The sequence below is a fragment of the Flavobacterium aurantiibacter genome (genome assembly GCF_002251775.1).
Taxonomy (GTDB): domain Bacteria; phylum Bacteroidota; class Bacteroidia; order Flavobacteriales; family Flavobacteriaceae; genus Flavobacterium; species Flavobacterium aurantiibacter.
Map to the genome: position 1 here is coordinate 14,783 of NZ_NOXX01000199.1, position 25,354 is coordinate 40,136.

General features: G+C 42.5%; 23 protein-coding genes. 17 read left to right on the forward strand and 6 right to left on the reverse strand.

Translation table 11 applies throughout. The features are described 5' to 3' along the window. Positions 1–160: 160 nt before the first annotated feature. Both CHX27_RS15345 and CHX27_RS09035 read left to right on the forward strand, forming a co-directional pair. Positions 161–3,802, forward strand: a complete 3,642-nt coding sequence (locus CHX27_RS15345) for a beta strand repeat-containing protein (protein WP_133063445.1) — start codon at positions 161–163, stop codon at positions 3,800–3,802. Beyond that, positions 3,778–4,317, forward strand: a complete 540-nt coding sequence (locus CHX27_RS09035; RefSeq protein WP_165764478.1) for a tail fiber domain-containing protein — start codon at positions 3,778–3,780, stop codon at positions 4,315–4,317. The genes CHX27_RS15345 and CHX27_RS09035 overlap by 25 nt, the downstream gene beginning before the upstream one ends. Positions 4,318–4,575: 258 nt before the next feature. On the opposite strand, the gene der is transcribed toward CHX27_RS09035, so the two are convergent. Both der and era read right to left on the reverse strand, forming a co-directional pair. Then, positions 4,576–5,886, reverse strand: a complete 1,311-nt coding sequence (der, locus tag CHX27_RS09045; protein WP_094486449.1) for a ribosome biogenesis GTPase Der — start codon at positions 5,884–5,886, stop codon at positions 4,576–4,578. A gap of 75 nt (positions 5,887–5,961) precedes the next feature. After that, a complete protein-coding gene (era, locus tag CHX27_RS09050; RefSeq protein ID WP_094486450.1) occupies positions 5,962–6,840 on the reverse strand; it encodes a GTPase Era in 879 nt (292 codons plus the stop codon). Between the two features lie 162 nt (positions 6,841–7,002). Here era and CHX27_RS09055 point away from each other — a divergent pair, with 162 nt between their 5' ends. The 8 genes from CHX27_RS09055 to CHX27_RS09090 all read left to right on the forward strand — a co-directional run bounded on the left by CHX27_RS09055 (position 7,003) and on the right by CHX27_RS09090 (position 13,244). Then, positions 7,003–7,749: an electron transfer flavoprotein subunit beta/FixA family protein gene (locus CHX27_RS09055; RefSeq protein WP_094486451.1), complete on the forward strand. Its 747-nt coding sequence runs from the start codon at positions 7,003–7,005 to the stop codon at positions 7,747–7,749. 162 nt (positions 7,750–7,911) lie between these two features. Then, positions 7,912–8,877 carry an electron transfer flavoprotein subunit alpha/FixB family protein gene (locus CHX27_RS09060; RefSeq protein WP_094486452.1) on the forward strand — a complete coding sequence of 322 codons (966 nt, stop codon included), beginning with the start codon at positions 7,912–7,914 and terminating at the stop codon, positions 8,875–8,877. Positions 8,878–8,983: 106 nt separating this feature from the next. Continuing rightward, on the forward strand, positions 8,984–9,607 hold the full coding sequence (locus CHX27_RS09065) for a bifunctional nuclease family protein (protein WP_094486453.1): 624 nt from the start codon (positions 8,984–8,986) through the stop codon (positions 9,605–9,607). Between the two features lie 21 nt (positions 9,608–9,628). Beyond that, positions 9,629–10,099, forward strand: coding sequence for a hypothetical protein (locus tag CHX27_RS09070; RefSeq protein ID WP_133063446.1), 471 nt, complete (start codon positions 9,629–9,631; stop codon positions 10,097–10,099). Position 10,100: 1 nt separating this feature from the next. Further along, a complete protein-coding gene (locus CHX27_RS09075; RefSeq protein WP_094486455.1) occupies positions 10,101–10,547 on the forward strand; it encodes a hypothetical protein in 447 nt (148 codons plus the stop codon). A 544-nt stretch (positions 10,548–11,091) separates the two neighbouring features. Further along, on the forward strand, positions 11,092–11,322 hold the full coding sequence (locus CHX27_RS09080; RefSeq protein ID WP_094486456.1) for a hypothetical protein: 231 nt from the start codon (positions 11,092–11,094) through the stop codon (positions 11,320–11,322). A gap of 89 nt (positions 11,323–11,411) precedes the next feature. Further along, positions 11,412–12,236 (forward strand): thymidylate synthase, encoded by an 825-nt coding sequence (locus CHX27_RS09085; RefSeq protein ID WP_094486457.1) that lies wholly within the window; start codon positions 11,412–11,414, stop codon positions 12,234–12,236. A 162-nt stretch (positions 12,237–12,398) separates the two neighbouring features. Then, the gene (locus CHX27_RS09090) at positions 12,399–13,244 is read left to right on the forward strand and encodes a hypothetical protein (protein WP_133063447.1); all 846 of its coding nucleotides are present in this window, start codon (positions 12,399–12,401) and stop codon (positions 13,242–13,244) included. 583 nt (positions 13,245–13,827) lie between these two features. On the opposite strand, the gene CHX27_RS09095 is transcribed toward CHX27_RS09090, so the two are convergent. From CHX27_RS09095 to CHX27_RS09110, 4 genes are read right to left on the reverse strand one after another with little or no spacing between them, the layout of a single operon-like run. Further along, positions 13,828–14,610 (reverse strand): TPM domain-containing protein, encoded by a 783-nt coding sequence (locus tag CHX27_RS09095; RefSeq protein ID WP_094486459.1) that lies wholly within the window; start codon positions 14,608–14,610, stop codon positions 13,828–13,830. After that, the gene (locus CHX27_RS09100) at positions 14,610–15,047 is read right to left on the reverse strand and encodes a TPM domain-containing protein (RefSeq protein WP_094486460.1); all 438 of its coding nucleotides are present in this window, start codon (positions 15,045–15,047) and stop codon (positions 14,610–14,612) included. Before CHX27_RS09100 ends, CHX27_RS09095 begins: the two co-directional genes overlap by 1 nt. Before the next feature lie 4 nt (positions 15,048–15,051). After that, positions 15,052–15,633, reverse strand: coding sequence for a LemA family protein (locus CHX27_RS09105; RefSeq protein WP_094486461.1), 582 nt, complete (start codon positions 15,631–15,633; stop codon positions 15,052–15,054). 9 nt (positions 15,634–15,642) lie between these two features. After that, on the reverse strand, positions 15,643–15,975 hold the full coding sequence (locus tag CHX27_RS09110; protein ID WP_094486482.1) for a MerR family transcriptional regulator: 333 nt from the start codon (positions 15,973–15,975) through the stop codon (positions 15,643–15,645). A 313-nt stretch (positions 15,976–16,288) separates the two neighbouring features. On the opposite strand from CHX27_RS09110, the gene alaS reads away from it, so the two are divergent. From alaS to CHX27_RS09145, 7 genes are all read left to right on the forward strand, one after another. Then, positions 16,289–18,916: an alanine--tRNA ligase gene (alaS, locus tag CHX27_RS09115; RefSeq protein WP_094486462.1), complete on the forward strand. Its 2,628-nt coding sequence runs from the start codon at positions 16,289–16,291 to the stop codon at positions 18,914–18,916. Between the two features lies 1 nt (position 18,917). Further along, positions 18,918–19,853, forward strand: a complete 936-nt coding sequence (locus CHX27_RS09120; protein WP_094486463.1) for a GSCFA domain-containing protein — start codon at positions 18,918–18,920, stop codon at positions 19,851–19,853. Between the two features lie 238 nt (positions 19,854–20,091). After that, positions 20,092–20,604, forward strand: a complete 513-nt coding sequence (locus tag CHX27_RS09125; protein ID WP_094486464.1) for a DUF6252 family protein — start codon at positions 20,092–20,094, stop codon at positions 20,602–20,604. A gap of 283 nt (positions 20,605–20,887) precedes the next feature. Further along, positions 20,888–21,403, forward strand: coding sequence for a DUF6252 family protein (locus tag CHX27_RS09130; protein WP_094486465.1), 516 nt, complete (start codon positions 20,888–20,890; stop codon positions 21,401–21,403). Between the two features lie 259 nt (positions 21,404–21,662). Continuing rightward, a complete protein-coding gene (locus CHX27_RS09135; RefSeq protein WP_094486466.1) occupies positions 21,663–21,917 on the forward strand; it encodes a hypothetical protein in 255 nt (84 codons plus the stop codon). Positions 21,918–21,945: 28 nt separating this feature from the next. After that, complete coding sequence (locus CHX27_RS09140) at positions 21,946–23,781, forward strand: outer membrane protein assembly factor BamB family protein (RefSeq protein ID WP_094486467.1); 1,836 nt, start codon at positions 21,946–21,948, stop codon at positions 23,779–23,781. Between the two features lie 70 nt (positions 23,782–23,851). Continuing rightward, entirely contained in the window at positions 23,852–25,252 is a 1,401-nt protein-coding gene (locus CHX27_RS09145; RefSeq protein WP_165764479.1) for a PD40 domain-containing protein, read from the forward strand. The last annotated feature ends 102 nt before the right edge of the window (positions 25,253–25,354 follow it).

Consider the following 25,354-nt stretch of genomic DNA (forward strand, 5'->3'; position numbering starts at 1 on the left):
CTGTCACACAGCTCTTAAATAAAACAAGAAAAATAAGTATCTCATAATCAAATAATTATTGATTTACAGTGGCGTTTCAGTGCCTCGTTACTTTCTGGAAATCGATTTTGTTTGATGCGTATCTCCAACGTGGAGTTCAATTCAGACGTCCTTAAAATTTATGAAACAAGTATTTTTATTGGCAGTTGCTTTTTTACTGACTAACATCCTTTACGGTCAAGTCGGAATCAATACCACTAGTCCGAATGCACAATTAGACATACGTTCGTCGAATCAGTCGGCTCCTTCAAATACCGACGGCTTACTCATACCTAAAATTGATGCCTTTCCTGCTACAAACCCCACGGCGGCGCAAGATGGCATGATGGTATACCTAACTACCGCCTCGGGAGGTAACCAGCCCGGATTTTATTTTTGGCGAAACGCAACGGCAACCTGGACAAGTGTGTCGACAGCAACGGTCAACAGCTGGAATTTAACAGGAAATGCAGGGACCGATGCTGCTACCAATTTTATTGGAACTACTGATAATCAAAATGTAGCATTTAGAAGATTCAATCAAATGGCAGGAGTCATTGGCACTTCAAATACATCATTTGGAGTGAGAACCTTTTTCAGTAGTACTGGTGTTGGTAACTCTGCGTTTGGGAGCGAATCTTTAAGAGAATTAAGCACTGGGAATCTAAACACGGTAGTTGGATATAATGCTTTGCTAAATACAACCACAGGATCTAGCAATACGGTAGTCGGTGCAAATGCAATGCAAATTAATTCGGTGGGAAATGAAAATACGAGTCTTGGATTTAGATCAGGCTCAGGTGGAGCAAGCTTGAATAATACAACTGCCATCGGATCTAGAGCAATTGCAACTGCGGATAACGCTCTCGTGCTCGGTAGCATCAATGGCATTAACGGCGCAACAGCAAACGTAAACGTGGGTATTGGAACCACAGCTCCCCAAGACCGCTTCCATGTCGTTGGCAATATCCGCATGGTCGACGGTAATCAGGCGGCTGGCAAAGTGCTTACCAGCGATGCCAATGGTACCGCTACTTGGCAAGCTCCCGCAGCAAGCAACAGCTGGAATTTAACAGGAAATGCCGGAACCGATGCTGCTACCAATTTCATCGGTACAACAGACAATCAAGATGTTGTTTTTAGACGACAAAATACATTTGCTGGCCGACTTGCACCGCTCAATACAGCATTCGGTACACTCGCATTTCAAGGAAATACTACAGGAAACAACAATACAGCAGTTGGCGCTGAAGCACTTCAAAATAACACCACAGGTAACGCAAACACAGCGGTAGGAAATGCAGCTATGCAAACAAGCAACGGCAATAGCAATACTGCCGTCGGACAAGTGGCGCTACAGTTTAACTCAGGCAACTTAAATACAGGCGTAGGTGTCGCAGCACTTCAATTTAACCAAGGTGTAGCAAATACTGCAATAGGTAACGAGGCACTCAGAGATAATACCACAGGAAACGAAAACACGGCTCAAGGTTTCGTCTCGTTACAGGCCAATACTACCGGTAGCTTAAACGTAGCCCAAGGAGCCTTTGCATTACTTAATAACACTACAGGTTCTGGAAACACTGCGCAAGGTGCAGTAGCGCTTCGCAACAACAACGGCAACCAGAATACGGCAACAGGCTTTTATGCCATGGAAAACAATACAACTGGCGAGCAAAACACGGCAATGGGTACCGCAGCGCTGCGAAATACCACAGCTTCTAACAATACTGCCGCCGGAGCCTACGCCTTGCAAAATACTACTACCGGTTCAGGTAATACTACTGTAGGGCATAATTCACTCTCAAGCAACACTACAGGAAGCAACAACAGTGCCTTGGGAATTCAGGCAAATGTAGGGGCCAATAACCTTACAAACGCAACTGCAATTGGAGCCAATGCACAGGTAGACACCAGCAACAGTATCGTTCTTGGAAGCGTTTCGGGCGTCAATGGTGCAAGTACCAATGTCAATGTAGGTATTGGAACTACTTCACCCCTAGATCGCCTGCACGTGGTTGGTAACATCCGTATGGTCGATGGCAACCAAGCCGCAGGTCGCGTACTTACCAGTGATGCCAATGGAACCGCCACTTGGCAAATACCTGCCGGCAGCGGCTGGGGGTTAACAGGCAACGCGGGGACCGATCCTTCGGTAAATTTTATCGGAACATCCGACAATCAAGATGTGCTTTTTAAGCGAAATGGCATTGTTTCGGGCAGAATTGCAGAAAATAACACGTCGATTGGCGTCAATACATTGTCATCTAATACGATTGGTTCTAGGAATGCAGCATTTGGCAATAGTGCTCTCTTATATAATACTGATGGAAATCAAAATTCGGCTTTTGGAACTGAAGCATTGCTATTTAACTCCTCTGGCACTAATAATACAGCGCTTGGGTGTTGGGCTTTACAACAAAACACAATTGGTCAGAGTAATGTGGCAATTGGTACAGAAGCTTCCAGATCTAATAATTCAGGCAGCCGCAATGTAAGTATCGGATCGAGTAGCTTACTTTCTAATGTATCTGCGACCGATAATATAGCTGTCGGGTCTGGCGCACTTTTTTCAAATACAGGGAATTCAAACACGGGGATAGGTACTTTTTCCTTATTGTCAAATGAGACGGGAACAGAAAATTCGGCTATTGGTTTTCTAACTAATGTGAATTCCACTAATTTAACGAATGCTACAGCCATTGGAGCGCGAGCCCAAGTCGGAGCTAGCAACGCTATGGTTCTCGGTAGCATCAACGGAATTAACGGCGCAACAGCAAGCGTAAATGTAGGTATAGGTACTATAGCACCTCTTGATCGCCTGCACGTGGTGGGTAACATCCGAATGGTCGATGGCAACCAAGCTGCAGGTCGCGTACTAACCAGTAATGCTAACGGGACAGCCTCTTGGCAAAATGTTACTGCCAGCGCTTGGGGGCTACTGGGAAATAGTGGAACGAATCCCGCAACGAATTTTATCGGTACTTCAGATAATCAGGATGTGGTTTTCAGAAGAAATTCGCTCATATCAGGCCGATTAGGTTTTTCTAATCTCTCATTAGGTCGCGAATCGCTTTTGAATAATACAACCGGTGCAGGAGTAACGGCGGTAGGAGCTCAGTCGTTGCGCAACAATACCACTGGGTTTAACAATTCGGCTTTCGGAACCAGCACCTTATTAAACAACACCACTGGCTATGAAAATACAGCCGTTGGCACAAATTCGCTCTTAACGAATACCACGGGTTACAGAAACGTTGCTGTGGGAATTGCTGCTTTGGAAAGAAATACAGTGGGGAGTTTTAATTTTGCTGGAGGAGTTTTCGCATTATACAACAACACAACTGGAAGTGACAATACAGCTGTTGGCAATGGAGCTCTGCTAAATAGTACGGCGGCAACCGCTAATACTGCCGTTGGGAGCCAATCGTTGGTATCAAACACTACTGGTTCGGAAAATCTTGCTGTAGGCGTAGCATCTTTATACTCAAATACAACAGGTTATTATAACGCGGCCGCTGGTGTAAACTCCATGTATAAAAATTCAACAGGTTTTGAAAATACCGCGTGCGGATTCAACAGTTTGTATGAAACAACTACCGGCACGTTTAATGTAGCTGTAGGGGCTAGGACGTTGAATAATAACGTCACGGGTTCAGGAAATGTAGCATTAGGTTATGCCCTAATGTTGCTGCTAGTAATTTATCAAACGCTACGGCAATTGGAACGCGCGCTCTTGCAGGCGCCAATAACACCATCGTGCTCGGCAGCATCAACGGAGTAAACGGTGCAACAGCAAACGTAAATGTAGGTATCGGAACCACAACACCTAACGGCCGATTTGAACTCGGCGTAGATGAAGGTAGAAAACCAGGTACCAGTACTTGGACCGTTACTTCCGACCAACGATTAAAAAACGTTACAGGAACTTATAGCAAAGGCTTAAGCGATATCGTAAAGCTTAATCCAGTGACTTATCGCTACAAAAATAACGGCAAACGTACGTTCGATCCCGAAGTCCTTCAAACCGAATACGCCGGATTTTTAGCACAAGAAGTTCAAACCATTTTCCCAGAAACGGTCGGAACCGATCGCGATGGGTTCCTTAATTTTAACATTCACAGCATTCTAATCGCATCCGTTAATGCTCTTAAGGAGTTAAATAACAGTAAGATAGATCTTGAAAACAAAGCTAAAGCGCTCGAATCTGAAAACGCCAACCTCAAAGCAAAACTCGATCAGCAACAAAAACAAATCGATACCATCCTGCAACGTTTGAGCAATTTAGAAAACAAATAGTACCTGAACTAAGCTGCGTGCTGGCGTGTTTCTGTGAATTCTGATTTTGTGAAGACGTGTATTTACTGCCCAGCACACTGTTTTCTCTTTTCTGATGCAGCTATTCCCGCTTTCCGCAATAGTGCCGCCTCAAAACGCAACAAAACCTAAAAGTTTCGTCGGCTTCTTGGGTCGCCAACCAAACTTTTGGTTTTGTATGCTTTTTTTCTGCGGCAGCTATTTTGCTGCAATCGGGGCTGAAAAAAATCGTTCCAAAAATTACTTCTCTCGAATGTAAATATCAATCGGAACGCCTTCAAAATCCCATTGCTCGCGGATTTTATTTTCCAGAAAACGCTTGTACGGATCTTTTACATATTGCGGCAAATTCGCAAAAAATACAAACTGAGGCGTTGGCGTTGGCAATTGCATGCAATATTTAATCTTTACGTACTTGCCTTTTAAAGCCGGTGGTGGAAATGCTTCGATCAACTTCAACATATGGTCGTTGAATTTCGAAGTGGGTATGCGCTGCGTTTTGTTCTCGTACACTTTTACAGCCGTTTCAAGCGCCTTGAGTAAGCGTTGTTTGTTTAAAGCCGACACAAACAAAATAGGTACATCGGTAAACGGACTAATTTCTTCGCGAATTCGATCGGCGTATTGTTTAGACGACATGGTGTCTTTTTCCACCAAATCCCATTTGTTTACCAAAATCACAACGCCTTTTCGGTTTTTCTCTGCCAACCAAAAAATGCTTTGATCTTGACCTTCGAATCCGCGTGTTGCATCGATAACTAATATACAAATATCCGAATGTTCAATGGCACGCACCGAGCGCATCACCGAGTAAAATTCGAGATCTTCCTTGACTTTTGCTTTACGGCGAATTCCAGCCGTATCGACCAAATTGAACTTGAAACCAAATTTTTCAAAACGCGTATCAATCGAATCGCGCGTGGTTCCAGCAATGTCGGTTACAATGTAGCGATCTTCGCCGATAAGCGCATTGATAAAGCTCGATTTTCCAGCGTTTGGTCGGCCCACTACGGCAAAGCGCGGTAGTTCGTCTTCGGTTGCAGTTTCTACTTCGGGTTCAGGAAGTGCTTGCATTAAGGCGTCGAGTAAATCGCCCGTTCCGCTACCCGACGTACTCGACAAGGTGTAGTATTCGCCCAAACCGAGATTGTAAAATTCAATCGCGTCTTTTTCGCGCATCGAATTATCTACTTTATTCACAGCCAATAAAACCGGCTTCTGAACTTTTCGCAATAAACTCGCTACTGTTTCGTCCATTGGTGTAATGCCTTCTTCCACATCGGTAACAAAGATGATGGCGTCGGCTTCGTCGATGGCTAGTTCTACTTGCTTGCGAATTTCGCCTTCAAAAATATCGTCGGAACCTTTAATGTAACCGCCGGTATCGATCACCGAAAAAGTTCGGCCGTTCCATTCACTCTTGCCGTAATTGCGGTCGCGCGTTACGCCGGCAACCGAATCTACAATCGCTTCTCTGCGCTGTATCAGTCGGTTAAATAAGGTTGATTTGCCAACGTTTGGTCTTCCTACTATTGCAACAATCTGGTTCATGGCCTAAAATTTGGCGCAAAGGTAAGCAATCAAAAACGAATGGAAAACCGGCGTAAATTGTGCCGTTATTTTGATTTACTGATAGCCAAAACGCTTCAGCTGTCGGATGTTTCGGCGCCAGTCTTTGTTGACTTTCACAAATAATTCAATATGAATTTGCTTGCCGAAGAATTGTTCCATCGTGGCACGCGCTTCTATACCCACTTTTTTCAACGCTGCGCCTTTATGGCCAATGATAATTCCTTTTTGGGTGTCACGCTCTACCATAATTACCGCTCGAATTCGGATAATGTTGTCGTCTTCCAGAAATTCCTCGGTTTCAACCTCTACGGCGTACGGAATTTCCTTGTCGTAATTCAGGAGAATTTTCTCGCGGATAATCTCGTTTACAAAAAAACGTTCGGGCTTGTCGGTTAAAGCATCTTTTGGATAATAGGGCGGACATTCGGGCAGTAACTCTAAAATCCGATTAAAAACTTCGGTTACTTGAAAGTTGTTGAGTGCTGAAATGGGATAAATCTCGGCGTTTGGAACTTGCGTTTTCCACAATTGTACTTGTGCTTCAAGCTCTTCTTGCGACGACTTATCGATTTTATTTAAAAGCAATAAAACCGGAATTTTAGAATGAATAATCCGATTGAAAAATGCCTCGTCTTTGAGTTCTTTTTCACCAATTTCGACCATGTAAATAAGCACGTCGGCGTCTTCAAAAGCCGATTTCACGAATTGCATCATCGACTCCTGCATTTCGTATGCCGGTTTAATGATTCCAGGCGTGTCGGATAAAACTACCTGAAAATCGTCGCCGTTTACAATACCCAAAATGCGGTGTCTGGTAGTTTGCGCTTTCGATGTGATGATGGAAAGGCGTTCGCCAACAAACGCATTCATGAGCGTGGATTTGCCAACGTTTGGATTTCCGATAATGTTTACAAATCCGGCTTTATGTGTCATTCGTGAAAAATTTCTGCAAAGATAAGCCGATTTTTCTCGAAGCAAGAATTGCCTTACAATTGCTTACGAAAACGATATAAATGGGAAATTTATTATGCACGCATAGTTTTTTAAAGGTAATTTTTCTTAACTTCGCACACAATAAATCTTAATCATAGAGAAATGAAAATATTGGTTTGTATCAGTCATGTTCCGGATACGACGTCGAAGATTAATTTTACAGATGGCGACACGAAGTTCGACACGAATGGTGTTCAGTTTGTGATTAACCCGAATGATGAGTTTGGATTAACGCGTGCGATTTGGTTTCAGGAACAACAAGGTGCAAGTGTAACGGTGGTAAATGTGGGTGGAGCAGACAGTGAGCCAACCTTGCGTAAGGCTTTGGCGATTGGTGCAAACGACGCCATTCGCGTAAATGCTGAGCCAACCGATGGTTTTTTTGTAGCGAAACAATTGGCTGAGGTTGCCAAAGCGGGCAATTACGATTTAATTATCGCTGGAAAAGAATCGTTGGATTACAACGGCGGAATGGTTCCGGGTATGTTGGCGGCTTTGCTGAACATCAATTTTGTGAATTCGTGTATTGGCTTAACTGTGGAAGGCACAACAGCCAAAGCGGTTCGCGAAATGGACGGTGGAAAAGAAACGATGTCGGCACAATTGCCTTTAGTAATTGGCGGACAAAAAGGTTTAGTTGAAGAGAAAGATTTACGTATTCCGAACATGCGCGGTATCATGACAGCTCGTACCAAAACGCTTACTGTTTTAGAACCGGTAGCTGCAGATCAGGCATCGAAATCGGTGAAATTTGAGAAGCCGGCCGCGAAGCAAGCAGTAAAGTTGGTTAGTGCCGACAATTTGGATGAGTTAATCAATTTGTTGCACAACGAAGCGAAGGTAATTTAATACGGTAACGATTTTCTGCGTGAGGGATTGCAGCGGCACCCCGCAGGCCCGTTGAAAAGCGGGGCGAGGAGTACAGCGGAAAGCCCGACGGCGCTGCACTTCCATCTGGGGGCAAAGAACGTTGCGCCGGCACGCCCAAATAATAAATAAAAAGAAAAAAATATGGCAGTTTTAATTTATGCCGAGTCATCGGACGGAAAGTTTAAGAAAGTGGCTTTTGAATTGGCGTCGTACGCTTCGGAAGTAGCTGCAGCAACAGGTACATCGGTTACGGCTGTTACTGTTAATGCTGGCGATGTTTCTGAATTATACAACTACGGCGTGCACAAAGTGTTGCAAGTGAGCGATGCGCGTTTGAACGATTTTAACGCAAAAGCGTATGCAGATGTGGTTGTACAAGCGGCAAAACAAGAATCGGCTTCGGTAGTTGTCTTGTCGTCGACCACAGATAGTTTGTATTTAGCGCCGTTGGTTACGGTTCATCTACAAGGCGGATTTGCTTCGAATGTAGTGGCATTGCCCGCGAGTTACGCACCCTTTCAGGTAAAGCGTACGGCATTTTCGAACAAAGCATTTTCGATTACTGAAATTTCTCAGGACGTGAAAGTATTGTCGATTGCTAAAAATTCGTTTGGATTGAAAGCCAATAGCGTTAGCGGCAATGCTGAAGCGTTTGCACCAACTTTACACGACGGCGATTTTTCAGTGAAAATTGAGTCGATCGAAGCAGGAAATGGAAAAGTTTCTATTGCCGATGCTGATATTGTTGTTTCGGGTGGTCGTGGGTTAAAAGGACCAGAAAACTGGGGTATGTTGGAAGATTTGGCAACAACTTTGGGAGCAGCTACCGCTTGTTCGAAGCCGGTTTCGGATTTGGGCTGGCGTCCGCATAGCGAGCACGTGGGTCAGACAGGAAAGCCTGTTGCCACGAATTTGTATATCGCGGTAGGCATTTCGGGAGCTATTCAGCACATTGCGGGAATTAACTCCTCGAAAGTAAAAGTGGTTATCAACAGCGATCCGGAAGCGCCGTTTTTTAAAGTGGCCGATTACGGAGTTGTTGGCGATGCTTTTGAAATCTTACCAAAATTGAATGAAAAATTAAAAGCGTTTAAGGCCAATAATTAATTCATAAAATAGATAAATCGGACTCGGAGTAACGACTTTTGGGTCCGATTTCTTTTTTGTACCTATTGCATTTTAATATTTCGCTTAAGTTTCTACTTTTGCAGCTATGAGTCTTGTAAAGTTAACCATCAAAGGAATTTCGTACAGTCAGACCCAAAACGGCGCTTATGCGTTGATTTTGAATGAGGTTGACGGCGACCGAAAGCTTCCGATAGTTATTGGAGCGTTTGAGGCGCAGTCGATTGCGATTGCTTTAGAGAAGGAAATCAAGCCACCACGCCCGTTAACACACGATTTGTTTAAGAATTTTGCCGATCGTTTTGATATCGTGGTTAAGCAAGTGATTATTCACAAATTGGTTGACGGCGTATTTTACAGTTCGATAATTTGTGAGCGCGATAAGATTGAGGAGATCATCGATGCGCGCACTTCAGACGCGATAGCACTGGCGCTGCGATTTAGTGCGCCGATATTTACCTACAAAAACATACTCGACAAGGCGGGAATTTATCTGAAAGGGAATCCGCTCGATCCAGAACCTGCCGAACCTGAGCAGCCACTAGCTACAACCGATTCGTTTGGTTTGAGTTCGAATCCTAAGTCGGGCGATGCTACCTACACACAAAAAAGTTTGAGCGAATTGCACGAAATGCTCGAAAACGCCGTTCAAAATGAAGATTACGAACGTGCTGCAAAAATTCGAGATGAGATTTCGCGCCGCGAGTCGTAGCTATAACCAAAACCATATATTATGAAATTAGGTCGTTTAATTTTGCCCTTTGTGGCAGCATTTTCTGTTATGAGTTGTTCTGAATCGGATGATAACTCAAGCGGCTCCAACTCGCAGTTAGTAAATGAAGTGAAAACCTTAATGGCGTCGGGAAATTGGCGGGTTAGTAACTATTTCGATGATGTGAACGAGACATCAAATTATCAGAATTTTGTTTTTAGATTCAATCCTGCAGTTAATTCAGTAAGTGTAACAGGCGGTAATATTACTGCATCGGGAACTTTTTCAGTAGTTGACTCGGCTAGCAACGATGATTCTATTTCACTAGATGCTGATTTTAATTTGAATTTTTCTCTACCTGCTCCTGCATCCTTAATAGAATTGTCTGATGATTGGGACATCTTATCTTACAATAATAACGAAGTAAATTTGATCGATGTGAGCGGTGGAAACGGCGGTACTGATTTACTAACTTTTACGAGAATTCCGTAAGATGCGTTCTTTTCAACGAAGACTTCTGCTGTTCTTAACTGTACTTTCATGTTTATCTTGCTCCATCGATGATTATGAAACGAAGTCGAACGAAGAATATTTGCAACAATACACGGAGCAGATAGGTCAGTCTTCCTTTCGAATCGTCGATTTTACCGAAAATGAATTAGATCTAACCGATTCGTATACTAATTTCGTATTTAGTTTCGATTCTGTAGATGATAAGGTGACAGTTACCGCTTTGTCTTTTTCCAATGAAGCTCCGTGGTTATTTTATTTGGATGCTGATTCGGCCTTTACGTTTCAAATGAATTTTGGTAACGATGCGCTTTTGGAGCGCTTGAATGGAGATTGGAGTATCGATATTTTTTTAGAGGAACAATTCACCCTTTATCGTAAAGATGTTTCTTCGGGAGTTGTTCGCTACCTTACTTTTCAAAAAATCTAAAACGGGCTTTAACCAAAAAAATTAGCCGTTTCTCGGGGAATTGAGAAACGGCTTTTCCATTTGTTTTTGAGGGATTAGGCTTGAGAAGAGTTTGTCTAATCTTTTCCGAATGAGACTTTTTTTACTCATTTCAGTTTAAATGAATCATGCAATCAACATGGTCTACAAAGATATAATTTTACCTGTTGTTTTAAAAATTTCAAGATGTAAAGCACATTTCATTAAACAAAATGAAAACAGTAAGTTACCACTGAGTAATTCTAACAATTTACGACTTATTCTCTTTGTTGCGCTCAGCCTACTTAAATTATAGTAAATTTTCTAATGCAAAATAATGTCGTGAGGTAAAGTAATAATTTTGTGCCGTTAACTCTAGGTGTTTTTAAATACGATGTAGTTGTGAGGAATGTAAGCTACTTTTTGAGTCTGTTCTTAGGTAGTTATTTTCAAATTTATTACATTTTTTTTCAACTGCGTATAACAGTATAGTTTGTACGAAATCACCTGTAATTTTTATTTGCGTTGCAATACTGTAGAGCGCTACATGAATATACGCTTAAATGTAAACGGAACCGATGTAAACGAGCCAGTTAAGGCCATGGCGCCCGAAGATGGCGGCAGCAGCAACAACTCCTTTTCTGTAAACTTTACGCAGTATATTATTCTAAATGCAAGCGACGTTTTGCGAATTAATTGCGTTCGCGATGGTTCAAATGCAACGATAACTTTCGATGCCAATCAAACATCGAGTATCGTTATTAAACGACTTCGATAAAGCAACTAGCAACTTATCAAAAGTCATTAACAACTGCTTTTTCGTTTTCACTATTTCTTTACTTTTAGCCATAGAATTTAGGACAAAACATGAAGCAATATCACGATTTACTAAACCACATTTTGGAACACGGCGTAGAAAAGGGCGACCGCACCGGAACCGGAACCACCAGCGTTTTTGGCTATCAAATGCGTTTCGATTTAAACGAAGGATTTCCGTTAGTGACCACCAAAAAAGTGCATCTCAAATCGATCATCTATGAATTGCTTTGGTTTTTGAAAGGCGAAACAAATATTGGTTATCTCAAAGAGAATGGCGTAAAAATATGGGATGAATGGGCCGATGAAAACGGCGATCTGGGTCCGGTGTACGGTTTTCAATGGCGAAACTGGAACAACGAACAAATCGACCAAATCTCGGAAGTTATTGAACTCATAAAAAAATCACCCGACAGCCGCCGACTCCTAGTCTCTGCCTGGAATCCTTCAGTGTTACCCGATACTTCTGTCTCTTTCTCCGAAAATGTCGCCAACGGAAAAGTAGCACTTCCGCCTTGTCACGCCTTTTTTCAATTTTACGTGGCCAACGGTAAACTCTCTTGCCAACTCTATCAACGCAGCGCCGATGTATTTCTTGGCGTGCCGTTCAATATTGCCAGTTATGCCTTACTAACCATGATGATTGCACAAGTTTGTGGTTTAGGTTACGGCGACTTCGTTCATACCTTCGGTGATGCACACATTTATCACAACCACCGCGAACAAATTGCATTACAACTCAGTCGCGAGCCACGGCCGTTGCCAGTCATGAAACTCAATCCCGAAGTAAAAAACATCTTCGAGTTTACCTACGATGATTTTGTCTTGGAAGGTTACGACCCACATCCGGCAATTAAAGGTGCCGTTGCAGTGTGATGAAATCTTCTAAAATGAGGGTTATCAATGAGATAAATTCAAAAAAGTAGAAAGAAAATTCAGCTAAAAAATTGGGAAGAATTTAATATAGGCTTTTTTTACAAAGCGCCTAGTTGTTATTAGTTTTGCATGCCCTTCATTAAAATGCAAATTCTTTGGTATATGTTTGGGAGCAACAAATATGTATTTTACGGTTTAGTTTTTAGTGTAATTTCAACAAGTACTTTTAGTCAGGTTTCATTTAAAGACAAAGTTAACGGCGAAGTTTTGGCCAATCGCCTAATTCTGGTAAACGATACTATTAAGCGATATACCAGCAATGAGGGCGAATTAGCCGTAAAGGAGTTACCAAGCGGTCCGCTTTCATTCAAGACAGAAGGTTTTCAAGAGTTTGAATATCTAAACACGTCTTCAGCAAGTACCATTTATCTTGTCCCTGAACCTGTAAAACTCCGAGAAGTCTTTATAGATCCAGTTGCAGCCGCAGCCGAGATTGAAATCGGCTACATCTCATTAAAAAGCAGAAGAAGGCTAGCGACAATGCAGGTAGCTGAAACGGCCCGAGCAGGAGTCATATTAGATATTCCAACAGGCAGTAAGTTTCTATTTAAAAAAATGTTTTTCGGAACTCCCAAACAAGCTAATTACTTAAAATTCAAAGCCAGTATTTGGACGATTGACGAGTTCTCTCAAAAAATGGATTCTCAAGTTGCTGAAATCGAAGCAGTAGGAGTATGGAATCAAAAGAAGAAAGCTTATGTGATTGACGTTTCCGAAAATCGAATAATTGTCGAAAAAAATCAAGTACTTGTTCTTCTTGAAGAAGTCAATAACCAAAAAAACTACAGCTTAACTGTCACTGTTAAATCTCGAGAAAATCAGCCAAATAGAACAATAGTCACTCCAAGAAAGTCAGTTTTTATTCACTCATTCACAAACGGATTTTTCACCGATTCAAAAGGAAATCACCACAACCTCAGAATAGGTGCTACGATTATCCCTTTCTGACGCTAAGCCGTTGAAGCGTTACGATTGTTTAATCAAATGTAAGATTTCAACTTTTTGAGATGGAAAAACCAAACCTCTCCCAGAAATTATTTTAATTAAAGCCAACACGAAGTCTCTCGTTTCTCTCCCGATAGCCATCGAGACTCGCTTCTATTTTCTAACTTCTAAAAAAATCCGCCTTCGACAGGCTCAGGCACCGACGATACTTGGTTTGGTCGGGGAAAACGATACGTTGAGTGGTGAACGTCGCGACCCCGACAGCTATCGGGACTAGCTTCCCCTAAAACGACACGCAAAATGGTGAACGTCAAGAAGTCTTAATACTTAATACTCCCATCTCAATACTACAAAAAATCTCTTTGCGCACTCTGCGTAAATCTTTGCCTTCTTTGCGGTTGCCTTCGACAAGCTCAGGCACCAACAAATTGTAGGTCAGGTTGGGGATATGAAACGTAAAATGGTGAATTAATCGAAGTCTAGCCTCTAGCTTCTAACCCAATAGCTATCGGGTCTAGCTTCCCCTAAAACGATACGTTACATAGTGAACGTCGCGACCTCGATAGCTATCAGAACCAACCTTCCACTACCAGCTTCCGCCGCTGCCGCCGCCAGAGAAACCACCGCCGCCAAAGCCACCAAAGCCGCCTCCGCCACCACCAAAGCTGCCTCCACCGCCGAAACTACCGCCTCCGCCGCTTCTGCCTAGACTGCTTAAAATGATGATATCTGCTAAATCGAAACCGCCACCGCGATGATTACCACTTCCTTTGCCACCACCGCCTTTGCCAAATTTGCTAACCAACACCAGCACCACAACTACGATAACAAACAATAGTGGCAATGGAAAACCGCCCGACTTTTCCTTGGGTTCCGCATCGTATTTACCAGCAAACAGCTTAATCATGGCATCAACGCCCGAATTCAAACCGCCTACATAATCTCCTTTTTTGAAGTAAGGAACAATGTCGTTTCGGGTTATTGTACCACCAATACCTGCGGTAAGTACGTCTTCCAATCCGTAGCCTGCCGAGATCCGAATTTTACGCTCCTTAACCGCCATCAGCATTAGAACACCGTTGTCTTTGTCTTTTGTTCCGCCAATTCCCCATTCTTGTCCCCAGCGGGGCGTAAGTAAACCGATATCCTCGCCTTGAAGCGATTCGATAATTACTACCGCTATTTGTGTCGAGGTACTGTCGGCATAGTTAACTAACTTTTGTTCCAACAACGCTTTGTCGTTAGCCGAAAGCAAGTTGGCATAATCGTTCACCAAACGCGGTGGGTTCGGAATTTCCGGAATTTTTAGTTGCCCAAAAGCCGTTCCGGCAAGTAAAAGCCACAAGAAAAGTAGGATACGTTGCCGCATTAGCCTTTCGATATTTCGTTAGATAATTCGTTTTGATCGTCTTTCGCGTACGGAAAATATTTTTTCAGTTGCTCGCCAGCAAGCTCAATTCCAGCAATCAAACCGGCTGCAAATTCAGCTCGCTTAAAATGCGATGCCAGCAAATCTTTGGTCGAGTTCCAAAAATCAGCGGGAACCACGGCATCAATACCACGGTCCCCGCAAATAGCAAATTTATGATCGTCGACCGCCAAGTAAAACAGCACGCCGTTCTTCTGCTCGGTTTTATGCATTTCAAGCAATTCAAAAACCTGTTTCGCACGTTCCAAAGGGTCGCCCGAACACAAACGTTCAATATGTAAACGTATCTCGCCCGACGTCGCGCGCTCTGCCGAAGCGATAGCAGCTACTATCGCCGATTCTTCAGCGGGAGTTAAAAAACTTTCTACGGCCGACATCCGATTAAAATTTAACTTCTACAGGCTTGTCAGCACCTTCAACCGATTTGAAATACGGTTTTTCCGGGTAACCGCTCAAAAACCATTTCTGTGGAATTTTCAAGACATAACCGTTGTAAATCTGTGCCTGCTCGTTAAAACGCGTGCGCGCCGTTAAAATCTGGTTCTCGGTACTAGCCAATTCATCTTGTAATTTCAAGAAATTTTCGTTGGCTTTCAAAGTCGGATACTGCTCCACACTCACCAATAATCGCGATAAACTGCTGCTAACACCGCTTTGTGCCGCGTTAAAAGCTTGCAACTGCTCCGGTGTTACGTTGCTCGGGTCGATCGTTACCGAAGTAGCTTTCGCACGCGCCTCAATAACCGCTGTTAAAGTCGATTTCTCAAAGTCGGCGGCACCTTTAACGGTATTTACCAAATTGCCAATCAAGTCGTTTCTGCGCTGATACGCCGTTTCCACATTTCCCCATTCTTTCTTAACGGCCTGGTCGTAGCCTAAGGCAGTGTTTTGCATGCCTACAACCCAAAAAATTCCTATTAAAATAATCCCTACAATAACCGCAATCGGTATGAACTTTCTCATGATGTTTGTTTATAATTGTTGTTTAATTTGTATCAATTGTTGTTTAATTGTTTCAAGCTTTGCAATAATTTCAAAGGTGTCGAGCGATTTTTTCTTCCCTTCCTTCAAATGCGTTTTCGCTCCTTCCAACGTAAAACCGCGCTCTTTCACCAAATGATAAATCAATTGTAAATTTTTAACGTCGTCTGGCGTAAACATCCGATTGCCTTTCGCATTCTTCTTAGGTTTCAGAATTTCAAATTCTTTATCCCAAAAACGTATCAATGAAGCGTTTACGTCAAATGCCTTCGCCACTTCGCCAATCGAGTAATACAATTTCCCCGGAACTAAATCAATTTGCATACCAAAAATGAATTTCATCTGCCAAGGTAGCAAAATTCGACTTTCTGTCATGCTGCGAAAACGTATTTTTAAATCTCATTAAGTCTTTAAAAATTTTACTTTTGCAGTCAATTTTTTAAAACTTTGTTTTGGCTGCCATTTCCGGCTGTTACTGCAAGCTAAACCTGCATCGGCGGTTTGTGTAGTGCAGCGTGCGGGCTTCCTTCGGTCGCCGCTCGCCGCCCACACGCACACGCCACTGCACGTTCAGGCTTTCCGTGCCATCCGGGGCAGGGCTGTCAGACCCAAAATACGATACTAACCTTTGTCGATTATGAAATCCGAACTCATCCGTAAAAAGTTTCTCAACTTCTTCCAATCCAAACAACACCTGATTGTTCCCTCAGCACCAATCGTTCTTAAAGACGATCCAACGCTGATGTTCAACAACTCGGGGATGGCACAGTTCAAAGAATTCTTCCTCGGCAACGGAACGCCTCCTTCAAAACGAATCGCCGATACCCAAAAATGCCTCCGCGTTTCTGGAAAACACAACGATCTCGAAGAAGTAGGTATCGATACTTACCACCACACCATGTTCGAAATGCTCGGAAACTGGTCGTTTGGCGATTACTTTAAAAAAGATGCCATCGATTGGGCATGGGAATTCTTAACCGAAGAATTGAAACTCGATAAATCACTTTTATACGTATCGGTATTCGAAGGCAATGCAGCCGAAAACGTACCTTTCGATCAAGAAGCCTTCGATCTATGGAAACGCTACGTAGCCGAAGACCGAATTATCCTCGGAAACAAAAAAGACAATTTCTGGGAAATGGGCGATCAAGGTCCGTGTGGTCCGTGCTCCGAAATTCACGTCGATTTGCGTTCTGCCGAAGAGCGTGCACAAACACCCGGACGCGAACTCGTTAACGCCGATCATCCGCACGTTGTCGAAATTTGGAACCTCGTTTTCATGGAATTTAACCGAAAAGCCGACGGTTCTTTGGAAAAACTTCCCGAAAAGCACGTCGATACCGGTATGGGCTTCGAACGTTTGTCTATGGCCATGCAAGGTGTAAAATCCAACTACGACACCGACGTTTTTACACCATTGATTCAAAAAGTTGAAACAATTACGGGCGCTTCGTACACAAAAAACAATCCGAATGTCGAGCAAGAAAAAATCAATATCGCCATTCGTGTAATAGCCGATCACGTTCGTGCCGTTGCTTTTGCCATCGCCGACGGTCAGTTGCCGTCAAATACAGGAGCAGGTTACGTGATCCGTCGTATTTTGCGTCGCGCCGTTCGCTACGGATTTACTTTTCTCGATGCGAAAAAACCTTTTGTGTGCGAGTTAGTGGCTACGCTTGCTGCGCAAATGGGCGAATCGTTTCCCGAAATCGTTGCGCAACAACAATTGGTTACCAACGTAATTCGCGAAGAAGAACAAGCGTTTTTGCGCACACTCGACCAAGGTTTACAATTGCTCGACCAAGTTATTGCTCAAACCAAAGGCGATACAGTAAGCGGACAAAAAGCCTTTGAACTGTACGATACATTCGGTTTTCCAATCGATTTAACAGCACTAATTCTTCGTGAACGCAACCTCAAACTCGACGAAGCCGGTTTCGAAGCCGCCATGCTGGAACAAAAAACACGTTCGCGTGCCGCAGGCGAAGTTACCACCGCCGATTGGGTGCAAGTAAACGATCGCGAGCTCGATAATCCGTTTGTAGGCTACGATTCGCTTACCAACGAAACTACTTTGGTTCGCTACCGTAAAATCGATTCCAAAAAGGACGGAATTCGTTATCAATTGGTCTTAGAAAGTACGCCATTCTACCCAGAAGGAGGAGGCCAATTAGGCGATCGCGGAACGCTTACCTTCGGAAATGAAGTAATCGAAGTTCTCGACACAAAGAAAGAGAACAACTTAATCATGCACATCGTTGCCAAACTTCCCGAGCAACTTACTTCCCGCGTTCAAGCAACAGTAGATGCCGTTTGGCGCAAACATATTTCGGCAAACCACTCGGCTACGCACTTATTGCATCAAGCATTACGCCATATTTTAGGTACGCATGTCGAGCAAAAAGGTTCGTTAGTAGCGCCGGGTTATTTGCGTTTCGACTTTTCGCATTTTTCAAAAGTAACCGCCGAAGAATTACAACAAGTTGAATCGTTTGTAAACGCGCGTATCAACGAAAATTTACCTTTGGTAGAACGCCGTGCCATTGCCTTTGCCGACGCAGTAGCCGAAGGTGCTATGGCTTTATTCGGTGAAAAATACGGCGATAAAGTTCGCGCCATTAAATTTGGCGATAGCGTTGAATTGTGTGGCGGTATTCACGTACCATCCACTGCCGCTATTTGGCATTTCAAAATCAGCAGCGAATCGGCTGTAGCAGCCGGAATTCGCCGAATCGAAGCCATTACCGGCGAAGCCGTTGCAAATTATTTTGCAGAGCAAGAAACCGAATTGAAGGAAATCAAAGCAATTTTGAAAAATCCGCAAGACATTCAAAAATCAATCAAGCAGTTGCAAGACGATTTACAAAAAGCGCAAGACCAGCTTGAAAAACTCAATAAAGCTAAGTTCGAGGCACTAGCAACGCAACTGCGCACACAAGGTTCGCTTCAAAACGGTATCGAAGTATTTGCGTTCGAAATCGACGCCGATGCAAATCAAGCTAAAGACGTTGCTTTTGCTATCGGTGCCAACCACAATCATGCAGCGATTTTACTGGCTACTAATACCGATGGGAAGCCGGGCTTGTCGATCTACATCTCCAAAGAGCTCGTAGCCGAAAAGCAATTAAATGCTTCGACCATGGTGCGCGAATTAGGAAAATTCATTCAAGGCGGCGGCGGTGGGCAACCGTTTTTTGCGACAGCCGGAGGGAAAAATCCGCAGGGAATTCAACAAGCCATAGACGCGTTTAAAGCGCAATTCTAGGATGAAATGGGTCACCGAAGTTAACGTACCCAAATACACGTTCGACGTCAATCACCGTCAGAAGCAGGTGTTTTTGGGTTCGTGCTTCGCGACACATATTTCGAGTAAGTTTTCCTATTTCGGTTTCAACCAAGTGTACAATCCGTTTGGTGTACTTTTTTCACCAATTGCCTGTGCGAATCTTATTTCTAGCGCGCTGTCGGAAAAACCGCTGTCAGAAAAGCACTTTGTAAAACGAGACGACCACTTTTTTAGTCTCGACGCACATTCTGAAATATTCGGATCGACCACAGCAGCCTTGCAAAAACGTTTAGACGACGCAAGCCAAAAGCTTAGAACAGCTTTACTCGAAGCGGATGTTTTGTTTTTAACCTTAGGAACGGCTTTTGTTTATCGGTATTTGCGTACAGGCGAGTTTGTGGCTAATTGTCAGAAAGTGCCTGCAAATCAGTTTGAAAAAGTGCTGCTTACCGCCGATGAAATAACGAACGACTTGCAAGCGAGTTTCGATTTGCTTCGCCAGTACAATCCGAAGATAAAAATCGTTTTAACGGTTTCGCCGGTTCGTCATACCCGCGACGGACTCATCGAAAACCAGCGCAGCAAAGCACAGTTGTTGCTTGCAACGGATAAACTATCGAATAAGGAAACGGTTGTGTACTTTCCGTCCTACGAAATCATGACCGACGAGTTACGCGATTATCGCTTCTACGAAAGTGATTTAATTCATCCCAACCAAATTGCAGTCGAATATATCTGGAATATCTTAGTTAAATCATTTTTTTCATTAGAGACACAAAAAATTTGTGATCGCATAGGGAAGTATCGTTCGTTCTCATTGCATAAGTCTAATCGAAATACAGACAAACAAAATTTAAAAGCAGAAGAAATAAAAACGGCCTTGTTGCTGGATTTTCCTTTCATAACTATCAGCTAGTCTAAAGCTTCAAATCAAAGATAAGGCAGATCGTATTCCACTGGATTTTAGTTCCTGATTTTCACTTCTCAAGAAATTTACCACAACAGTTGTAAGTAAATTCTTAATTGTAAACTATAGAATATATTAAATGGCTAACATGTGATAATTTATTCACTAAAAATATTGTGTTAAATTTTTATATTTTAAGTTTTTTTTTAGATTTGCCTCAGTTAAAAAACCAACTAAAACATTTTTTATGAAATCAATTAAATTATTGGGGACTGCGTTAATTTTATCATTGTCTGTTTTATTTTCATCTTGTAGTTCGGATGATAACAATTCGGGAGCTAGCAATTTGGATACTTACATCAGTGCCAGCGTTGCAGGTCAGAATTTCAGAACTTATAGCCTTGCTGGTGAATCAACCGGAATAGCGACAAGATTCGGAGGCGAAATCAATATATCAGCTACTTCAGTGGAAGGCACAACTTTTCAAAATGCCAACACTATAGTTATCAATTTATCTGGAATAACTGCTACAGGTACATACCAGCTTAATTCTACATCAGATAGCTACCTTGCCTATGTGGACGGCGCTTCACAAAAGATTTTTTCGACTGATGATTGCGAGGGATCTACAGGTACCATTACTGTAACGTTATTGAATGATCAAAAAATTGAAGGTACCTTTACTTTTACAGGTAAAGAATCTTTTGAATGTTCAGAACAGAAAGTGGTAACTAGCGGAATGTTTAAAGGTACTTTCTAATAAAAGTTTTTTATTCGCATCTTACAAGCATCCTAAACGGGATGCTTTTTTTTATAGTAGCGCACGTGTGTAGCATTACGATATCGAAGATATTACTATGTAAATAATGAAATTTTCATTTTCAAAAATTAGTCTTTTTGTAATTAAGTCTGTGCGGCGTTGATTTGTTTAAAAGGCATTCAATTTCTTTATACTGTCGAATACGTTTTTATACGTATTTTCTCAAAAGGTACTACTGTGCATTTTTGCTTCGTAATCACTAACAACTTAAATCAACGTAATTATGAAGAAAATTAGAATGACATTTGCGGCGGTATTAGCAACAGCCAGTTTTATTGCAACCTCATGTAGTTCAGACGACGGCGGGTCGGGCGGAGGCAGCAATTTAGATACATACATCAGTGCCAAAGTCGATGGGCAAACCTTTACCACTTTCTCTGCTGGTGGAGTTGCCGCTTCAACAGCGATTCGTTCAGCCGATCTGATTCAAGTAACGGCAACGTCTATGGTAAGTGCAACAGCTACCGATACGAAAACACTTGCTATATCCTTGTTTGGAGTTACAGCACCAGGTACTTACCAAGTAGGTCCAAATAGCGATAATTCGATTTCGTATGTTGAAGGAGCTTCTTTTAGTGCTTTTAGCACCAATGTTTGTGCAGGCGCAACGGGAACCATAACCGTAACGACTATCAACGATACAAAGATTGAAGGGACTTTTTCATTTACCGGAAAGAACGACGACAATTGCAGCCAACAAAGAGTTGTTACCGAAGGTCAATTTCGTGGGACTTTCTAAATCAAGTAGACTTTTTCGCAAATCGCTCCTAGTGAGCGATTTTTTTTTGCCATTTCTGAAAGAGAAAAAACACAGCAGAATAAGGCAAATTACGTATTGATTCACAAACAATCAAACGGGAACTTTACCCAACAAATTATTCATTATGAAAGCATTATGCTTACTGGTTGTGGTATTATTTCTGCAGCTTCCGTGTGCAGCTCAAAACCGACAACTGCTTACCACCGAAGAAGAAGTACAATAAGCTGTAAACACCGAAGTGGTAGCCTTATTTGAATCTGAAAAGTTCCTAAAAGTCAAAAAGAAGAAGTTTCCTGATGTTAAAGGTTTTATCGTTTACGATTTATCGATTGTCGGAAACGGTAAAGTATCCACGTGCTTTAAGGTGGATTCTGATATCAAAAATCCGCTGTTCATCAATTTTATCTCTACGTACCTGATCGACGAGAAATTCTTCTTCAAATTAGAAAAACAACAACGCTATAAAGTTCGTTGCCGCATCGTTTTCAATTAAAAATTCTATAAACTAAAAACCAACTATTATGAAAACCAATAAGTCTTGCGCGCTTTTTCTTGCGCTTATTTTTGGGGTTGCAGCCCATGCACAATTCGGAAAACTTCTTAAAAGTAAAGGCGGTGCCGGCAAAAAATCCGGACAATTTGCAACCGTTTGGGAAGGCACATTCGATAACAAAGCAACACGTTTAGCCGTGTCGAGTTCCAATGGAGATATTATTCTTGGAACCGATGATAATTCAGCTTCGGCGCTAGATAAAGACGGAAAACCAATCTGGAGCGGCGATTACAAAAAAATGACTACCAACAAAACCAACAAATCAGAATACCAATACGTACAATGGAAAAACGGCGGTGGAGGTTACTTATTCCTTTTCGACGAACGAAAAATGGGTACCGATCGCGTTGCAGTCTTGGATCTCTATTCCGGTAAAGAGCTTTGGAGTTCAGAAGAATACCAGAATCTGCTTCCAAAAGGAACTAAATCTGAAGACGGTGCCGATCAAGGTGAACTCGATACCGTGAAATATTTAGACGAACTCGACGCCTTTTTAATCTCGCAAAAAGCTTCAGTAATTTTAGTCAATGCAAGTACAGGTGAAAAGATTTGGGAAACCAATCGCTTTAAAGGTGGAGTTGGAAAGTATGTGTACAACAAACAGAAGAACGAAATCATTATGGTAAACTTCAAACCTACGGGTTTAGGAGCCTTACTAACCGGTTTCAAGAATCAAATGGTTCGAATTAATGCAGCAAATGGTGAGGTTTTATGGGATGCTACTTTCGTTGGAACTATCGAAAAAGAATTGGTAACCCGACGCGCCATCATTGATTTGTGGATTAAAGACGATAAAATTTTCATGTATCTCGACGGCATCCGCGTTTACGATTACAATAACGGTCAGAAACTCTGGGAGGTAATTTATGAAAACGACATGGATAAAGGTACTTCCGGCGGACTTCTAGGAAATAAGAGCAGGAAAAAAATCTATCGAACCACCGCCGATCCGATTTTTACCGAAGATGCCGTTTACCTCGTTGTTTTTGGCAACCGCGACAGAACGAAATACATTGAAAAGCACGATCTGAACACGGGAAAGCTTATTTGGGCTTCGGAGAAAATTATGGGAGCGCTTTCTATGCCAAATATTTATAAAGCTGGTGATCGCGTTATTCTTCAAATTGGAGGAAAAGTTCAAGTTCAGGAATTGCGTTTAGAAGAAGTGAGCAGTGGTCTTGGCGGCGGTCTGAGCGGATTTGGTGGTGGCTCGATGAAAAGTTGGGTGCCCTACATTTACTGGGAATACAGAAATCAAAAGAACGGACTTTTGGCAATCGACGACAAAACAGGGCAAACAGCTTGGCGTTCAGAGCGATTTGATAAACGAATTACCGATTTTATCGTAAACGAAGACAAAACGGTCTTTGTTGGAGATGGCGACGAATTTTACAGCTACGATATTCCTTCCGGAAAACAACTGTTTGATGTAAAGCACAACGATGCGAAGGTCGGGAAAGCTACTGATGTAATTGATTTTGACGATAAAGTAGTCGTACTTTCAGAAAAAGGACTTGCCGCTTACCGAAAAGCCGACGGAACACGTGCTTACGCCTCGGAGAAAATCAAAGGTGTCGATTATTTTTATCTGGTTGGCGATAACTACTTCCTTCGCGATCAGCGCAATAATAAAAACATTATCTACGGAATTGATATGACAAACGGCGAAACGAAAGGCTCGGTACAATCTAAAGGAAAAGGCGGAAGTCCGCAATACGGTGATGGTATTGATATCACTGCCGATGGCGAGTATATTTTTGCCTTCAAAGGAAAAAAAGTGGAGAAAATTAAAGTCAACAATTAGAGTTACTTGAGTTTTGCGATAGAAACCGGTTTACGTATTCTCGTTTGCCGGTTTTTTAATGATTAAAGTTATGAAACTAGGAACGTTTTTTTGGATACTACTTGCCATGCAGTTGCAGGCACAACAAGTGCAATGGGCATCTAAAGTAGTTAGTTACAGTTCTGATTTAGGAGGAAAGCAGTTCGGAATTAAGCAAATTTTAGGGAAGCCAAATGCGTTTCCACAATGCGAAAGTTCTCCCACCGCATGGATGCCTAAGTCGGCTTTAAGCGGCGCACAAGTACTTGAAGTGGCGTTTGAGAAAGAACAGACTGTGCAGCAAATTGCCATTTTTGAAAACCTAAATTCGGGTTGTGTGAAAGTAATTTCGGTTGCTGGATCCGATAATAAATACAAAGAAGTTTGGCGCTGGACCACCGATTGGCGTAATCAGCCTTTTAAGCGTAATCTGAAGACTGATCGCTCTTACTATTTCAACCGCAAACGTCGAAAAGTAGAGCCCGCACCACCTGTCGACGGTTTTCCAGGAATTCACCGTGTGCTATTAGTCGAACCGGTTGCTAACGTCAAGAGCGTTCGAATCAAATTTGACTTCTCGATACTTCCCGGGCAAAAACAAATCGATGCCATCGGAATTTCAGACAGCAATATTCCGATTGAAGCCGAAATAAATAGCATTTCTAACAATTTAATTGAGAGCGCTCCCGAACTTTTAGTAAACAACTGCTATTCGTTTACGTGTACCGAAGACGGAAATCAGTTGTTTTTCACGCGCGATCTTGAGGGTAAACAAGTTGTGTACAGTAGTAATTTTACAAAACTGTCCGAGGTGTCGCAAGTAAACGTCTGTAGCGCCAATCTCTCCTACAATTACCTTCAAGGAGGCAACGGGAACCTATTTTTACACGGAGGAGCAACGTATTCGGCGAGCCAAGGAGAAACCGGCTGGAATTTGCTGGAATATAAAAACGGCAATTTCCAAAACCTGGGAAAACTTCGAATCGCTGCTTACAGTAATTACGGAGAAACGGCGGATGCCACGATTACGAGCGATGGAAAAATCGTGATTTTGGCTGTGGAAAGCGATCTAACTCAAGGTGGTTCCGATTTATACCTGGCGCGCCGAAAAGACGACGGAACTTATACGTATTTAGAAAATTTAGGAAAACAACTCAATACTGCTGCTGATGAGCTTGCGCCATTTCTCTGCGCCGATAATAAAACCCTGCTTTTTGCTTCTAATGGTTTTTCAGGATACGGCGGTATGGACATTTTTGTTTCCAAGCGACTCGATGATACTTTTCTAAATTGGAGTGAACCCAAAAATCTGGGAAACCTTGTTAACTCAGATGCAAATGAAGTGGGTGCTGCGATTACGGCAAAAAATCAGCTTTTGGTTAACAAACAAACCGAAGATGGCTCGGCTATTTTCCGTCTTAAACTCAAAAATAGCGATTTTGAAGACAAGTAAAATCGCTGTTTTTGAATCGTACACGAGATACGAAAATCATCGTATGTATTAGAACAACAAAATTCAAGATTTTAGTCGAAGCAGTTAAGAATTTCGGTAATC

Coding starts and splice junctions, on each gene's coding strand:
- CHX27_RS15345 (WP_133063445.1), top strand. CDS start 161: ATGAAACAAGTATTTTTATTGGCAGTTGCTTTTTTACTGACTAACATC.
- der (WP_094486449.1), bottom strand. CDS start 5,886: ATGAACCAGATTGTTGCAATAGTAGGAAGACCAAACGTTGGCAAATCA.
- era (WP_094486450.1), bottom strand. CDS start 6,840: ATGACACATAAAGCCGGATTTGTAAACATTATCGGAAATCCAAACGTT.
- CHX27_RS09055 (WP_094486451.1), top strand. CDS start 7,003: ATGAAAATATTGGTTTGTATCAGTCATGTTCCGGATACGACGTCGAAG.
- CHX27_RS09060 (WP_094486452.1), top strand. CDS start 7,912: ATGGCAGTTTTAATTTATGCCGAGTCATCGGACGGAAAGTTTAAGAAA.
- CHX27_RS09065 (WP_094486453.1), top strand. CDS start 8,984: ATGAGTCTTGTAAAGTTAACCATCAAAGGAATTTCGTACAGTCAGACC.
- CHX27_RS09070 (WP_133063446.1), top strand. CDS start 9,629: ATGAAATTAGGTCGTTTAATTTTGCCCTTTGTGGCAGCATTTTCTGTT.
- CHX27_RS09075 (WP_094486455.1), top strand. CDS start 10,101: ATGCGTTCTTTTCAACGAAGACTTCTGCTGTTCTTAACTGTACTTTCA.
- CHX27_RS09080 (WP_094486456.1), top strand. CDS start 11,092: ATGAATATACGCTTAAATGTAAACGGAACCGATGTAAACGAGCCAGTT.
- CHX27_RS09085 (WP_094486457.1), top strand. CDS start 11,412: ATGAAGCAATATCACGATTTACTAAACCACATTTTGGAACACGGCGTA.
- CHX27_RS09090 (WP_133063447.1), top strand. CDS start 12,399: ATGTTTGGGAGCAACAAATATGTATTTTACGGTTTAGTTTTTAGTGTA.
- CHX27_RS09095 (WP_094486459.1), bottom strand. CDS start 14,610: ATGCGGCAACGTATCCTACTTTTCTTGTGGCTTTTACTTGCCGGAACG.
- CHX27_RS09100 (WP_094486460.1), bottom strand. CDS start 15,047: ATGTCGGCCGTAGAAAGTTTTTTAACTCCCGCTGAAGAATCGGCGATA.
- CHX27_RS09105 (WP_094486461.1), bottom strand. CDS start 15,633: ATGAGAAAGTTCATACCGATTGCGGTTATTGTAGGGATTATTTTAATA.
- CHX27_RS09110 (WP_094486482.1), bottom strand. CDS start 15,975: ATGCAAATTGATTTAGTTCCGGGGAAATTGTATTACTCGATTGGCGAA.
- alaS (WP_094486462.1), top strand. CDS start 16,289: ATGAAATCCGAACTCATCCGTAAAAAGTTTCTCAACTTCTTCCAATCC.
- CHX27_RS09120 (WP_094486463.1), top strand. CDS start 18,918: ATGAAATGGGTCACCGAAGTTAACGTACCCAAATACACGTTCGACGTC.
- CHX27_RS09125 (WP_094486464.1), top strand. CDS start 20,092: ATGAAATCAATTAAATTATTGGGGACTGCGTTAATTTTATCATTGTCT.
- CHX27_RS09130 (WP_094486465.1), top strand. CDS start 20,888: ATGAAGAAAATTAGAATGACATTTGCGGCGGTATTAGCAACAGCCAGT.
- CHX27_RS09140 (WP_094486467.1), top strand. CDS start 21,946: ATGAAAACCAATAAGTCTTGCGCGCTTTTTCTTGCGCTTATTTTTGGG.
- CHX27_RS09145 (WP_165764479.1), top strand. CDS start 23,852: ATGAAACTAGGAACGTTTTTTTGGATACTACTTGCCATGCAGTTGCAG.